General features: G+C 48.4%; 19 protein-coding genes. 4 read left to right on the forward strand and 15 right to left on the reverse strand.

Annotated elements, in window-relative coordinates; all coding sequences use genetic code 11:
• Nucleotides 1-7: 7 nt before the first annotated feature.
• The 4 genes from plsX to ACAN54_RS04180 all read right to left on the reverse strand — a co-directional run bounded on the left by plsX (nt 8) and on the right by ACAN54_RS04180 (nt 2,825).
• Nucleotides 8-997: a phosphate acyltransferase PlsX gene (gene plsX / locus ACAN54_RS04165; protein ID WP_379152860.1), complete on the reverse strand. Its 990-nt coding sequence runs from the start codon at nt 995-997 to the stop codon at nt 8-10.
• A complete protein-coding gene (fapR, locus tag ACAN54_RS04170) occupies nt 981-1,577 on the reverse strand; it encodes a transcription factor FapR (protein ID WP_379152862.1) in 597 nt (198 codons plus the stop codon). Before fapR ends, plsX begins: the two co-directional genes overlap by 17 nt.
• A gap of 500 nt (nt 1,578-2,077) precedes the next feature.
• Entirely contained in the window at nt 2,078-2,251 is a 174-nt protein-coding gene (gene rpmF / locus ACAN54_RS04175; RefSeq protein WP_019911234.1) for a 50S ribosomal protein L32, read from the reverse strand.
• Nucleotides 2,252-2,303: 52 nt separating this feature from the next.
• Complete coding sequence (locus ACAN54_RS04180) at nt 2,304-2,825, reverse strand: YceD family protein (protein ID WP_379152864.1); 522 nt, start codon at nt 2,823-2,825, stop codon at nt 2,304-2,306.
• A 151-nt stretch (nt 2,826-2,976) separates the two neighbouring features.
• On the opposite strand from ACAN54_RS04180, the gene ACAN54_RS04185 reads away from it, so the two are divergent.
• Nucleotides 2,977-4,215 (forward strand): nucleotidyltransferase, encoded by a 1,239-nt coding sequence (locus ACAN54_RS04185; protein WP_379152866.1) that lies wholly within the window; start codon nt 2,977-2,979, stop codon nt 4,213-4,215.
• Here the strand turns inward: ACAN54_RS04185 and ACAN54_RS04190 are convergent.
• Nucleotides 4,205-5,242: a SepM family pheromone-processing serine protease gene (locus ACAN54_RS04190; protein WP_379152868.1), complete on the reverse strand. Its 1,038-nt coding sequence runs from the start codon at nt 5,240-5,242 to the stop codon at nt 4,205-4,207. The two genes, ACAN54_RS04185 and ACAN54_RS04190, sit on opposite strands and share 11 nt — an antisense overlap.
• A 162-nt stretch (nt 5,243-5,404) precedes the next feature.
• Between ACAN54_RS04190 and ACAN54_RS04195 the strand changes: the two genes are divergently transcribed.
• The gene (locus ACAN54_RS04195) at nt 5,405-6,634 is read left to right on the forward strand and encodes a nucleoside recognition domain-containing protein (protein ID WP_379152870.1); all 1,230 of its coding nucleotides are present in this window, start codon (nt 5,405-5,407) and stop codon (nt 6,632-6,634) included.
• Here ACAN54_RS04195 and coaD read toward each other — a convergent pair.
• From coaD to ACAN54_RS04235, 8 genes are all read right to left on the reverse strand, one after another.
• Nucleotides 6,603-7,124: a pantetheine-phosphate adenylyltransferase gene (gene coaD, locus ACAN54_RS04200; protein WP_379152872.1), complete on the reverse strand. Its 522-nt coding sequence runs from the start codon at nt 7,122-7,124 to the stop codon at nt 6,603-6,605. The genes ACAN54_RS04195 and coaD overlap by 32 nt on opposite strands.
• The gene (gene rsmD / locus ACAN54_RS04205) at nt 7,108-7,716 is read right to left on the reverse strand and encodes a 16S rRNA (guanine(966)-N(2))-methyltransferase RsmD (RefSeq protein ID WP_379152874.1); all 609 of its coding nucleotides are present in this window, start codon (nt 7,714-7,716) and stop codon (nt 7,108-7,110) included. Before rsmD ends, coaD begins: the two co-directional genes overlap by 17 nt.
• Before the next feature lie 141 nt (nt 7,717-7,857).
• Entirely contained in the window at nt 7,858-7,980 is a 123-nt protein-coding gene (locus ACAN54_RS04210; RefSeq protein WP_379152876.1) for a hypothetical protein, read from the reverse strand.
• Between the two features lie 196 nt (nt 7,981-8,176).
• Nucleotides 8,177-8,641, reverse strand: a complete 465-nt coding sequence (locus ACAN54_RS04215) for a ferritin-like domain-containing protein (RefSeq protein WP_379152878.1) — start codon at nt 8,639-8,641, stop codon at nt 8,177-8,179.
• A gap of 109 nt (nt 8,642-8,750) precedes the next feature.
• On the reverse strand, nt 8,751-9,041 hold the full coding sequence (locus tag ACAN54_RS04220; RefSeq protein WP_379152880.1) for a hypothetical protein: 291 nt from the start codon (nt 9,039-9,041) through the stop codon (nt 8,751-8,753).
• A 115-nt stretch (nt 9,042-9,156) separates the two neighbouring features.
• Complete coding sequence (locus tag ACAN54_RS04225) at nt 9,157-9,294, reverse strand: YjcZ family sporulation protein (protein ID WP_379152882.1); 138 nt, start codon at nt 9,292-9,294, stop codon at nt 9,157-9,159.
• Between the two features lie 294 nt (nt 9,295-9,588).
• Nucleotides 9,589-9,873: a holin gene (locus ACAN54_RS04230; RefSeq protein ID WP_379152884.1), complete on the reverse strand. Its 285-nt coding sequence runs from the start codon at nt 9,871-9,873 to the stop codon at nt 9,589-9,591.
• Nucleotides 9,873-10,592: a glucosaminidase domain-containing protein gene (locus ACAN54_RS04235; RefSeq protein WP_379152886.1), complete on the reverse strand. Its 720-nt coding sequence runs from the start codon at nt 10,590-10,592 to the stop codon at nt 9,873-9,875. The genes ACAN54_RS04230 and ACAN54_RS04235 overlap by 1 nt, the downstream gene beginning before the upstream one ends.
• Before the next feature lie 324 nt (nt 10,593-10,916).
• On the opposite strand from ACAN54_RS04235, the gene ACAN54_RS04240 reads away from it, so the two are divergent.
• Both ACAN54_RS04240 and ACAN54_RS04245 read left to right on the forward strand, forming a co-directional pair.
• A complete protein-coding gene (locus tag ACAN54_RS04240) occupies nt 10,917-11,201 on the forward strand; it encodes a hypothetical protein (protein ID WP_379152888.1) in 285 nt (94 codons plus the stop codon).
• Between the two features lie 185 nt (nt 11,202-11,386).
• The gene (locus ACAN54_RS04245; protein WP_379152890.1) at nt 11,387-11,767 is read left to right on the forward strand and encodes a PilZ domain-containing protein; all 381 of its coding nucleotides are present in this window, start codon (nt 11,387-11,389) and stop codon (nt 11,765-11,767) included.
• A gap of 100 nt (nt 11,768-11,867) precedes the next feature.
• Here ACAN54_RS04245 and ACAN54_RS04250 read toward each other — a convergent pair whose 3' ends face one another.
• Together ACAN54_RS04250 and ACAN54_RS04255 are read right to left on the reverse strand one after the other, a co-directional pair.
• Nucleotides 11,868-12,599: a hypothetical protein gene (locus tag ACAN54_RS04250; protein WP_379152892.1), complete on the reverse strand. Its 732-nt coding sequence runs from the start codon at nt 12,597-12,599 to the stop codon at nt 11,868-11,870.
• Nucleotides 12,593-13,294: an ABC transporter ATP-binding protein gene (locus ACAN54_RS04255; RefSeq protein ID WP_379152894.1), complete on the reverse strand. Its 702-nt coding sequence runs from the start codon at nt 13,292-13,294 to the stop codon at nt 12,593-12,595. The genes ACAN54_RS04250 and ACAN54_RS04255 overlap by 7 nt, the downstream gene beginning before the upstream one ends.
• Nucleotides 13,295-13,301 lie beyond the last annotated feature (7 nt).

Here is a 13,301-nt window from a genome sequence, read left to right on the forward strand (position 1 = left end):
TCCTCACTCACTTCCCGCTAATTTCCTTGGATATACTGGATACCAAATCTGCTTGCAAAGCAATTCGTGCTTGTCTGACTGCATTCTTGACAGCGTTACCGTCAGATGAGCCATGTCCTTTCACTACCAACCCGCTAAGACCGAGCAACGGTGCTCCGCCATGCTCTTTATAATCCATTTTGCCTTTGAGGTTTCTAAGCTCTGGCATCAGTATGGCTGCTCCGAGCTTAGTCTTCAAGGACTTGCTGAACTGTTCCTTCAGCAGAGAGAACATCGCGCCAGCTGTACCTTCCAGTGTCTTCAATAGTATATTCCCTGCAAATCCGTCACATACGAGCACATCACAGTTGCCAGTGAGCACATCCCGGGCTTCCACATTGCCGACAAAATGGATCCCCTGCATTGCTTCCAGCAGCGGGTATGCTTCCTTTGTTAGTTCATTGCCTTTCCCAGGTTCGGTACCCACGTTCAGCAGGCCCACACGAGGTTTAGCTATGCCATGCACCTTACTGCGGTAAATACTGCCCATGAGAGCATATTGCACCAGATGTTGGGGCGTGGCATCCATATTGGCACCCAGATCGAGTGCCAGCACACCGACATCATCCAGAGTCGGAATCATGGGAGCCAGAGCAGGGCGTTCAATCCCCTGCATTCTCCCTACAACCAGTAACCCCGTAGTCATTAAAGCTCCTGTATTCCCTGACGAGATCATGGCGTCCGCTTCACCTTCGCGAACCATACGGCCTGCCACTACCATGGATGAATCCTTTTTACGGCGGACCGCCTTTACCGGTTCTTCATCAGAACCGATAACGTCCCCCGCGTGACGCACAGACACATTAGACGGTTTGTTCTTCAGCAGTGGTTCAAGTCTGGCCTCATCGCCGACAAGCACAATCTGCGTGTCACTCCACTCTGCTGCTGCGGATAATGCACCCTCAACATTACATTCAGGAGCATTGTCCCCACCCATCGCATCAATGGCGATCAGCACTGCGGTTTCCCCCTTCGCTGTATTCTTCAAATGCGGACCGGTATACCACGAAATGGCCCTGAAAAACCAATTCTTCACCGACATAGGTAAATACATCCACTTCCGCTTTGCCGTTCCGGCCCGCGAGTGAACGCACCTGCGCTTTGGCGATACATTTCTCATGGAGTCTAACCATTCGGATAAAACGAATATCAGCGGAAGCCGTCAGGGCAATCTCATCATTGATCACGGCAACCGCCAGTGAATTGGCTTGGGCGAACACATAGTGTCCACGCGCGATCCCGTTTCTGGAGAAGACATGCTCTTCACGAATTTCAAATATGGAAATCCCGCTCCGGTCCAGCTGCAGGTCTACAATATCACCGACCACTTCATCAGCAGGCAAAGAGCGCACCTGATCGTAGGAATGCTCGGCCATCTGCTTCATCCGCTCACGCAGCTCGGGAATCCCAAGCTCCATCCGGTCCAGGCGGATCGTCTGTATGCTCACTTTGAGCTGCCGGGTCAGTTCCCGGTCAGTTACAAATGGATTGCCGTCTATAATCTGCAGCAGCTTCTGCTGACGTTCTTTCTTGGACATCCGCTCTATGGCGGCTCACCTCCTGGCACATGCCAAGCGGAAACGGCTTCGGCGCCCATGAACAGGACGTCCCGTTTCAGCGAGAAATATAAGGACATTGAGTAACATGAAAAATTGGCTTCCTTATATTTTGAAAATAGCATCCGGCCTTGGATGGCCGCTGTTATCATAGCTATAAATCTTATGAAAAATTTAGAACCAGGTACTAATATGTAGTATAAAGCATGCCGCTACAAAAATAAAGCGCAGACTTACAAGCTTGCTTAAGAAGGCCTCATAACGCCGAGAACTTGAATGCGTGAAACATAGTATATAAAGCTTTTCACATGAAGCCTTTATAGATATTCCGAAGCAATCATGACAGCTTACCCCTCATAGAGATAGGATTCTTAGCAGTCGTGAAATCGAAGAACCTTTTATACGATTTAGTCTGTAAAAGCTTATCATTTCAAAAAAAATAGCACCTCACCAGCAGATGAAGTGCTACTTTTGTCGAGAGACTATTGTTTGATGATCTCTCTAGCTTTGTAAGTTCCGCAAACTTTGCATACGTGGTGAGCCAGTTTCAGCTCTCCGCATTGTTCACATTTCACCATGCCCGGCACAACCAGTTTGAAGTGGGTGCGGCGTTTGTCACGGCGTGTTTTGGACGTTCTCCGTTGAGGTACTGCCATTGTGTTACACCTCCTAATTCTGTTTTAACCCGTTATCACTCGGGATTTGTTCTTAGTCATCTTGCTTGGTAAAGAATCCTTTCAACCCAGCGAGTCTTGGATCGATCACTGTGTTGTCGCAACTGCAGGTGCCTTCGTTCAAATTTTGTCCGCATTTCTGACAAAGACCAAGACAGTCTGCCTTGCACAATACCGAATCCGGTAAGTGCAGTACGAAATTTTCCTCCACAAACGGGACAAGATCCACAATCTCATCCTCGATGTAAATGAGTTCATCATCTTCATCTTGGGGAAGAAGCGGCTGCTTAAGCCATTTGAAAGTCTCAGCAAAAGGAATGTTCAATTCACTGTTAACCTCTGTAAGGCAACGTGCACATAACATGTCCACATTCCCGTTCAATTTCCCCACCACGTTCACACAATCGGTGTCCGCGGGCAGCGCTTTAAGGTCCACTGAAAGTGGTGCAACAGCAAGTATATCCTTCCGCCCTTTGACAAGCTCGCTTACATCCAGTGTATCCTGAAAGTGCAGAGGCTCGTCGGCATTAGCCAATTTGCGAAAGTGAATCTTCATATTTCATCACTCCAAACAAACAAAATTTATTATACCTAGTATTACCGAACTTTGTCAACCATTTTCCCTTTATATTGTTTCGATGGACAGATCAAATTATGATATAACTAATCTAGAATCCTAATTATCAAGAATACGGGGTGAAATCATAGTGACTGCGGTCGGTATTATTGCAGAGTACAACCCTTTACATAACGGTCATGTCCACCACTTTGAGGAGGCCAAAAAACTGTCCGGTGCGGATCACTCCATTGTGATCATGAGCGGGCCATTCACCCAGCGCGGCGAACCGGCGACGGTGAGCAAGCGCGCCCGCACGGAGATGGCGCTCCATATGGGAGCCGACGTCGTGATTGAGCTGCCGGTGGCGTATGCCGTACAGCCGGCAGAGTGGTTCGCCTTCGGAGCGGTTGCTCTGCTGGAAGCGACCGGGGTCGTGGACAGCTTGTGCTTCGGCTCCGAAGCCGGCACTTTGAGCGTGCTGCTGCCGCTGGCCGAATTCCTGGCCAAAGAAAGCAGCGCGCTCAAGAGCGAGATCCGCAGCCGCATGGCACTCGGAGCGAGCTTCCCCGCCGCGTACAGTGCAGCTGCGGCGTCCGTCTGGGAAGCTTCTCTCCCCGGACAGGAGAGAAGCTTCGATGCCGCCGGGCTGTTGCGCCAGCCGAACAACAGCCTCGGCCTGCACTATCTGATCGCGCTGCAACGGCTCTGCAGCGCGATCAGGCCCCTGACTGTGCCGCGAACCGGCGCAGGGTTCCACGACCCGCTGCAGAGCGGGTCGAGAATTGCCAGTGCCACAGCGATACGCCAGGCGCTGTCAGAAGGCGAATCGCCAGAGGCATACATGCCAGATTATAGCATGTCCATCCTGGAAAGAGAGCATGCAGCCGGCAGAGGCCCGCTGAATCTGGAAAGCTTCAGCATTCAGCTCCGCCACCTGCTCTCCATACGGACAGCGCCCGAGCTGCAAATGCTGCAGGACATGAATGAAGGCCTGGAAAACCGGCTGCTGCGGATACTGCCTGCTCTTCCCCACTTCACTATGTCCGGTTTGCTGGAGGCACTGAAAAGCAAACGCTATACACATACCAGACTGCAGCGTCTGCTAATCCATGTCCTGCTGAACCACAGCAAGGAAGAAATGGCCCCTGCCCTCCTCGCTCAGGGACCCGGATACATTCGGGTCCTCGGTTTTCGGGAAAGTGGCCGCCAGTTGCTGAAACAGATGAAACACCGTGCTTCCTGGCCTGTAGTGACTAGTCCGGCCCATTTCTCTCATCCGCTGCTCGACAGAGATCTGCAAGCAGCGGCCGCTTATGCAGGAGCATTCAGCAACCCTTCGCGCACAGATTTTTACAGCGACTATCTGGAGTCCCCGGTCAGGATTTGACCGGCAGCTCCTGCATATATTTCAGTGCTTCGGCAAAGGTCGATACAGGTACAAGCTTCATGTCCGTACCGATCTTATCGGCCTTCGCCTTGGCTTCATCATAATTCTGAACCGGCACGAAAAAGATTTCCGCCCCTTTTCGGTCAGCAGCTACGATCTTATGTTTAACTCCTCCAATAGCCCCTACTTTTCCATCCGCATCAATGGTGCCTGTACCTGCAACCCGATGTCCCTTTGTCAGATCACCAGGAGTCAATTGGTTGTATATCTCCATGGTGAACATTAGTCCGGCAGAAGGCCCGCCTACATCTGTATCTACAAATTTGACCGTTGTGCCTTCAATCTCGGGTTTTACCTTCTGCACAGCTCCAATTACAACCCCAAGACCAGGTTTTACTGCTCCCGTCTGCTGATTCTTGACTTCTACAAGCTTGACCGTTTCCTTTACTTCCTTGCCTTCCCTTTGCAGTACAACCACTGCCGGATCACCAATTTTTCGGGTTGAAAGAAGTCTGGATAACGAGTCCGGATCAGGAATGGACTGTCCCTCTACACTGATAATTTTGTCGCCGGGTTTGAATTTTTGCTGATTGCCAGTCACAGGCACCGAGAATACGTACAGGTAGTCCACTACATCTTCATAAGGAATACCCGCAGCATGATAAGCCGCCTGGACTGCATAGGACTGTGAACTATTCATGTAATATACTTGCTCGGCCGCATACTCCTGCTCCGTTTTATCTCTCAGCCGGGTTTCTTTCAGGACCACCTCTGCATTGGAATTGAACACAGAGGCTACCAGTAGTGCTACATTGGCATAGCTGGCAGATACTGTGGTCATCATGAAGGTTCCCTTTTCATCCTTGTCAGCATTCTGAACCTGAATCATTGGCTCCACTTCAGAGGCGCTACCGGGTTGATAGACAATATAAGGCGTATTCATAAATACAGCAACATAAACAATCACCACAAATGTGAACAAGTAGACTGTGGCACGGAATCCTACCCGGCGTTTCAATGGCCTCACTGCTTTTCCCTTCTTTCCCTCAGCACTGGACTATACTCTTGGAATGATCTGTAAAGGCGGCTGGTTGAACCGAGGCATGACGGTTGTCTATTCTGCATAAATTGATAACAGTCTTAAGCCTATGTCCTAAGCTATGAAGAGGTGATGCTCAAAATGAGTCCTATGAAAATACAACGAATAACCTCAGGTGCCGCTCCATTTGCTGGCGGGGCAGCAGCCATACTGCTGGCTATTGCTATCGTATCTGCGCCGGAATCCTCATTCGCGGCCTCTCTGCAAGGCCTTAAGCTATGGTGGACCCTTGTTTTCCCGGCCCTTCTACCTTTCCTAATCCTCTCAGAGATGCTTACCGCATCCGGAATAATTCACGGCATAGGTGTATTGCTGGAACCTTTAATGAATCGAATATTCCGATTGCCCGGAGCGGGCGGCTGGACCCTTGCTCTGGGCATGACCGCAGGTTTCCCCGCCGGAGCTGGAGCAGTAATACATCTGCATAAACAGGGCCGTATTACGGACAAGGAGGCAGGAAGGTTAGCTTCTCTGGCCCACTATGCCAGCCCGGTGACTGTGCTGATCGTGGTAGGTGCAGCTTTTCTGCACAGTCCCGCGTCAGGATATGTACTACTGTCCATCCACTGGCTTGCCGGGCTATCAGCAGGCTGTACATCTGCTTTGTTTGCCAAACGTCCTAAGCTTCAATCAGCCATATCGCTGAAACAGCCACATCACAAAAGAGCTTCTCTGCTGATACGCATCAATCGTGCGGCTGCGGAAGCTCGTCTACAGGACGGACGCAGCTTCGGCAGACTGCTTGGTGAATCCATAAGTACCGCCGTCCAGAACCTCATGATTGTCGGCGGTTATATGATCATTTTTGCAGTAGTAATCCATATAGCGGCTTCAGTATTCCCCCAGATACCCCAGGCACTGGTTTCAAGTCTGCTTGAAATTCACCTAGGGGCAAATATGCTTACCACCGGAATCAAAGCAACCTCTCTTACAGTCTACAGTCATATGGACGCACTAGAAGCTGCCTGGTTATCGGCTGCCCTTGGCTGGAGCGGAATATGCGGACAGCTCCAGGCACTGACTTTGCTTAAGCAGGCAGGTGTAAGTTATCTTCCTTATGCTGCAAACCGATTGCTTCATGGCATGTATGCTTTTGTGTTCACGATTCTCCTATGGAAACCGTTGCTTAATCTGCAGACGATTGTACAGCCAGTAACGAGCGTACCGGATGAACATATGCCAGCAGTCATACTAAATCCTGTAGCATTCTGGAGCTCAATCCCGAAATTACTTGGTTTGCAGGTACTGATCCTGCTCTTATTATTAGCACTATCTGCAGCTGTATATGTTACGGCTTCACTCCGCCGTCCATCCGCTTGAATTTGAGATTCATGGCTTGCTCAACTTCGGGTGTCACGAAGTCGGACACATTCCCGCCGAAGTGTGCAATCTCCTTCACGACACTCGAACTTAAATAGGAATATTTCGGATTGGTCATCATAAAAATGGTTTCTGCGTCGGGGTCCAGATTATGATTGATCGAGGCATTCTGCAGCTCATATTCAAAATCGGTAACCGTTCGGATTCCGCGGACAATGACCTGGGCATCCTTCTGCCGGACATAATTGACCAGCAGATCACGGAAGCTGTCTACCTCCACATTAGGTATGTTTTGGGTGGCCTGCCGAAGCAGATCGGTACGCTCTTCCACAGTAAATAACGGATTTTTGCTTAAATTGTTAAGAACGGCAACAATCAGTCTGTCGAACTGTTTGGCTGCACGGTGAATAATATCCATGTGTCCCATCGTCACGGGATCAAAGGTTCCCGGATATATGGCCACACGTTCTTTTCTAATCTGCAGACTCATCATTACCCTCCTTGCCGCTCTCCTGAGTTTCTTGGGAGGCCGGCTCATACTTATAAATAGAGACTGTCGTCTCTCCGTATACAGCTTGCCGTATTCTCTGGAATCCCGGAATGTCCTCCGGATATTCATAGCCCGACTCATGCTCCAGCACGATAACGGCATCCGGGCGCAGCAGTCTCTTTTGTACCATAGCCAGCATTAGCTCATCCCCGTGCTTCAGCCTGTATGGAGGGTCCAGGAAGACCAGATCGAACGAACGACCCCGTTTCTCCAGTGCACTAAGCGCTCTCCCGGCTTCATTACGATAGACTTCTGCTTGTTCCTCCACCTTGGCCGCCTTCAGATTTGCGCGCACCGTATCGATACTCTTCTGTTCCATATCCACAAATACCGCCTGATCCATTCCTCTGCTCAAGGCCTCAATTCCGAGACCGCCCGTTCCGGCAAACAAATCCAGCGCGGCGCCACCCTCAAAATATGGACCAATCATACTGAACATTGCTTCCTTGACCTTGTCGGTTGTTGGCCGCGTTCCGCTTCCCGGAACACTCTTCAAAGGTCTTCCCTTTGCACTTCCCGATACAACTCTCACCGCTCATTCACCTGCTCTTATGTCTCTGTTAGTTATGCTGATTAGGGCATAAGTCCAAGCCTATAGTACCACAATTGTTTAATGAAATAAAAAGAATGTCTGTATATGTCTTCCTAAGACCGATAGAATTCCTCCGGCTTCTCATGTATAAGATTGGTCTTGCAGGGACATCATGTAATTATCGGCATTGCAAAATGTCGTAGACAACCGCGGAGCAGGCTTACGTTTCCCCATAAGCTCTTCGTCCGGTTTCTCCTCTCCCATGAAAGGGCGCTCCGAAAGGGGCGCCCGATTGTTATTTTAGGCCCCCCACTTTTGATACATAATTATTATCCGCAATACAAAAAAGCTGCCATCGTGGCAGCCTTTTACATAAAACCACACTTGAATCCATTTCTTCTTGTTCCGTTAATGACTTACTCAAAAAAAGCACCGAGCAAGGTGCTTTCTGAGCTCTTAATTACTTGTTTTTGGCGTACAACCAATTGTAATAGCTGGCATGTTTGATTTCATCCGTCATGATCTCAAAGATCCAGTCCCGGTACTGCGGGTTAATGTGCAAATACAGCTTGCGATACTTTTCAAACGCTTTAAGTTCACCCATCAGCGCCTTTTCAATCCCCTCCAGATAACTGGACGGCAATGGTTCTGTTCCTTCATCTGAAACCACAGGAGCCATTCCGGTCAGCTGGGTGTAAAGCGTCTTGAACATTTGCCGGTGTCTTCGCTCATCATCACGGATACCTGCAATAATCTCTTGTTCTTGCCGTGTAGGGGCCAATTTTATAAGATAGTCATAAAACAGCTCATCATTACGTTCTCCTTGAATCGATTGCTGAATGATTTGAAGAACCATTTCATCATTGCGGGTCAGAAGCCGGTTGGGCGTCTGGAAATTAGAAGCAAAATACGGTTGATAATTCACAGTGGCACCGCCTTTACTATAAATAGGAACACTTAATTACAGGATATTCACCTATAGCCTAAATGTTCCCCCGCGACGGATGTATACTCTAAGCAGTATTCTTAAATACTCACATCCTTCCAGACTCTTTCAGGAAAATAAAGTCTTTGCCACGCCGGGTCAATCTCACACCCTGTGTGTTGACGCCAAGCAGCCGGTTGCCGGCCCTTGAGAAGATAATATTCTCTACCAGCCGGTCATCAAAAATCTCCTCTATTCTTTCATTGAAATCTTCCTCACCCAGTTCCAGCGTCTCCTTATCCAGAGGAATACCCGATTCAATCAGCTTAAGTATGATATATACTCTTTCTTTCTCTTCCATCACTCCACCACTCTCATAGATAATTAAATTTGCACACAAAACTATACCCTCTTATTCTACACTACTCTTCTATATAATCACTGGCTTGTCCATCAACCCTGCGGCCGGAGACGCGACCCGGCATTCCTGCTCAGATACGCGTCTATATCCTGTATTAGATGAAACAGGCACTCAAAATAATAACCAGAAGGATATAAAGCACCAGAATCGCACCTGTGGAAGTAAACGGACTTCCAACAGGACCAACATTAGCACCACCTACATTAGCGCCATATCCGCAATCTGCACCCATGAGATTACCCCCTTCAATTTGATTACTACACAGTAGAATATGTACCCGCTTCCTATACAGTTTGGGCTAAACGATTTATTTTTAGGCCCTGGCTTGTATATTACCAAAAAGCATCCTGCCTTCTTAATGAAAAGGAATGACAGGATGCTGCTTATTAGTCCGAAACCAGAATCCCGTCGAAGTTCTCCGGTCCGACCCGGACAGTACCCAGAAGATTGGAGGAGACCAAACAATTGAGGCGTGTTGATTGCTTGGTCGACTGGCGTATGAGTAAGGCTCTAATATAAACAGGGGTCAATCCTTGGTTGAACCGTCCCTTTTGTTGAATGCAAGCTCAAAAAGTCCGGTTGCAGACAATCCTGCAAGTCCACCTGCCCAAAGGCGCAGAATCAGATTCATATCCGTAAACGGATAGGCAACAGCACCGACAAGCAGCCCAATCACCAGTCCAACGGCCGGCACCAGATTTCGCGGGAGGGTCACGGTTGTTTTGACCAATTGTACCAAAGCGAGGACAAAAACAGCCAAGACTGAAGCAAATGCCAGAACATTATTTAATGCCTCATTCACCACATTCATCACCCTTCCTTCTTCTCCGGCAAGAGGTCTGCCCGGTATAATATGGTGAGTGTTCTGTAGAAATCATAGCTGCCCTGGGAAGGGGTATCCAGCACTCCAGCACTTATTGCAGCGCTAACGGCTGATTTCGCCCACTCCGGAACATCCATGGCAAAATGTCCTTCTACAGCAGCCAGACGCTGCTGGAGTTCCTGCACCTTCGCTTCCAGAACATCCAGCCTTTGTCTATCTTCTGCTGACATCTCATCATCCTCCTTCATCTCATCATATGGAAACAGATTATTGGCCTTCATAATTTGAATAAGCTTAGAAGCATAATCGGGATCCGTGGCGTACCCTGACTCAGCGATCTCTCTTGCAGCGTCGGCGCCACCTAACCCAATTACCTTACTGTACAGATTCCGGTTCCAGTAAACCCCGTTCCGGATCAGCTCTGAATGGTCAGCAACGGATTCTCCCCAGTTATTATAGGCACGAAAAGCCGTAGTGACCTTCATGGCCTTGCCATCACGATATTCCGTAGTCTGCATTGAGATACTACCGGCTGGTCCAGTTCCTTTGATCCCGAACAAATTATTGGCTCTAACTGTTAATCTGCTACTGCCCCAGCCGGATTCAAGCGCAGCCTGAGCGATCGTTAAGGAAGCTGCAATACCACTTCGTCGCATATCAGCTATAGCAAAGGGGGCGATTGCAGCTATAAATTCTGTTCCGGTCATCCCATCACATCCTTTCTATATATAGAATGCTCGTTCTGTTAATATGCTTGTGCTGTCTCCTATAGATATGCGATTTTAGTAGATTTAAACACACAAAAAAACACCAGAGCATCAGCCCGAGCGTTCTATTTACGAAGATTATCCATCGGTTATACGGCACATCATATTTAGCTCATCGTCTCACATCGCATATAGACAGGATGTTCTTTCTTCATTTATCTGATCGCTTATAGCAAAATAATACTATGTTATCTGTATGATAATGCTTACATGAGAACGCTGTAGTATAATCTGCTCATCAACCATCACAAGGAGTGATCTCTGATGTCAGAACAATTCGAAATGTATGATGACCCGTTCAAGATGCTTATCCTTCTGGCTACCTTAATTTCCGAGAAGCAGGGTACTGAGCTCAAATATGAGCATGTCCCTTCGTATGAAAATGCTGTTTTTTCTATGGAGCATGAGAGATTCCTTTATAAAAAGGATCACACTGAAATTACATGGTTTGAATTCCTGGGCAGAGACATCGCTTCCTCCCGGGACTTGTCACGGTCTGAATACAACAAAATGTTCGTGGACTGCATGTCTTCCCTCTACAATCTGTAACCCGCTAAGCGATCCTACATAGTACCGCTTGATTTAGGAATCCCCTCCCTCATACCACTGAGGCTGAGGGGATTTCTGTTATCATTCTGAAAATATAATTCTTTTATTTCAAAAATAGCACTTTAGTAGATTGCCCAGATCCGAACAGTTCGATATAATAGCAAAAAAAAACAGCGGAGGTACATATGGACGACTCCAGCAGAAAAGAACCGTTCCGATACGTGATGAACCAGCCCATCGAATGCTGGCTGGAACTTCCCGCGGACAATTCCGGTCCAGGTGCCGGAAAATTGACAGAAGGGGTACTGCTTGACCTTAGCCGTTCCGGCTGCAAGGTGCGCACTTCGCTTAACCTCCGCTTTACCGCTGGTGATACGAGGCTGATCATTCATTTTCAGCTCGCGGATGACAAGCTGCAATTCGAAGGCAGCGTGCGTTGGGGATGGATGTTCGGACTGGGCCAGTTCCAGTATGGAATCCGTCTCGATTTACAGGAAGACGAAGAAGAGCAGCTGCTGCGCGAATTGGAGCTTTGGACCAACACCCGCAGAGCTCAAGGATTATAACAGGCTCGTCATGTTAGATGCCCTCCTTCAGGAGGACGTCTATTTGTGATGTGTGGTTCTGCCTTATGCCAGGACCAGAGGCTGCTGAAGACAAGGTCACCTATTCTTCAATCCTCTTCTTGATCAGCACAGTCATTACATAAATGAGAATGGCTCCAACAGCAGCCTCAAAGATCAGTGCCCACAGATTCGTTCCGATGTCAGGCAGACTTAGTCCAGTGTGTATGGCAGAAGCATCATAAATCTTAAACTGGAATGCTTTATCCAGTGCGTTCATGTAGCTTCCCCAGAACTTATTTTCGATAAAGCTTATTCCGTTATCGATCAAAGCAAACACGGCGATAGCGATCCAGATTGTCCCTTTTACCCGGAGGCTCATGGCTACGGTGATCGCAAACATTAAGAGGATTAACTCAAATCCGGAGGTCCAAAGAAGATTCAGTACGCTCCAAGGAGCCACATGCCAGAAATTCACCGGAAGAAAATCAGAGGAGTACACCAGAACATATAGACCCAGATGGATCGCTGCAATAAGAACCACCAGGAAGAGCAGAACCCAAATGAGCAACAGTGGCGAAAGAACGTTCTGAACAGTACCTACCGGTACAAGCTTTCTGGCATAAGACTTCAAGTAGCGAACATAGTTGAACACGACAAAAAGCAGCAGGATGCATCCAAAAATGCCGTAGATCATCATATGATATGAAAGTAGTTCAACACCCATGGAGCTGTTCGAAATCCATGTTCCGACCTGTGCCAAGAGCATAATAACAAATACTGCAAGAATCCGTTCCCGTCTGCGTTTCAAGTCGTATTTCATCAGCCTTAGCATTCTGCATACACCTCTCTGAATAGCTCATCAACACTTTTTCCGTGCTGAAGCCGGAGCTCCTCAACTTCACTATGGAGCACAAGCTTCCCCTCTTTGATAAAGATCACTTCGTCAAAGATCCGCTCAATATCCGTTACAAGATGTGTGGAGAGCAGAATTGTACTGTCTTCCTCATAGAACTCCATCAGCGCGTTAAGTATCTTTGTCCGGGCAACAGGGTCAACCCCGCCGATAGGCTCATCCAGAATATATAAGCTAGCCCGGCGTGAGAGCACCATAGTCAGCTGCAGGCGTTCACTCATTCCTTTGGACAAGGTGCGGACCTTGTCATTCCCCCTAAGCTTCATGAATTCAAGCATCTTCTTCGCTTTGCCTGGATCAAAGTCCGGATAAAAGTCCTGCTGAAACTTAAGCGCATCCCCCACATTCATCCAGGATTCGGTTAAGGGACGGTCTGGCATGAAAGAAACCAGCGATTTGCTCGCTTCTCCTACCGGAACACCAAGCACGGAGATCTTTCCTGAAGTCGGGTGGGCAAGCCCGGCAATAAGCTTCATCAGCGTAGTCTTGCCACTGCCGTTGCTGCCGAGCAGACCAACGATTTTACCCGCACCGATCCCCAGTGTGACATCATGCAGTGCGTGCTTGGAACCGTATTTTTTGGTCACATTTTCAACCTGAAGTATCCTGTCCACTGAAATA

Source organism: Paenibacillus diazotrophicus, from assembly GCF_042610465.1.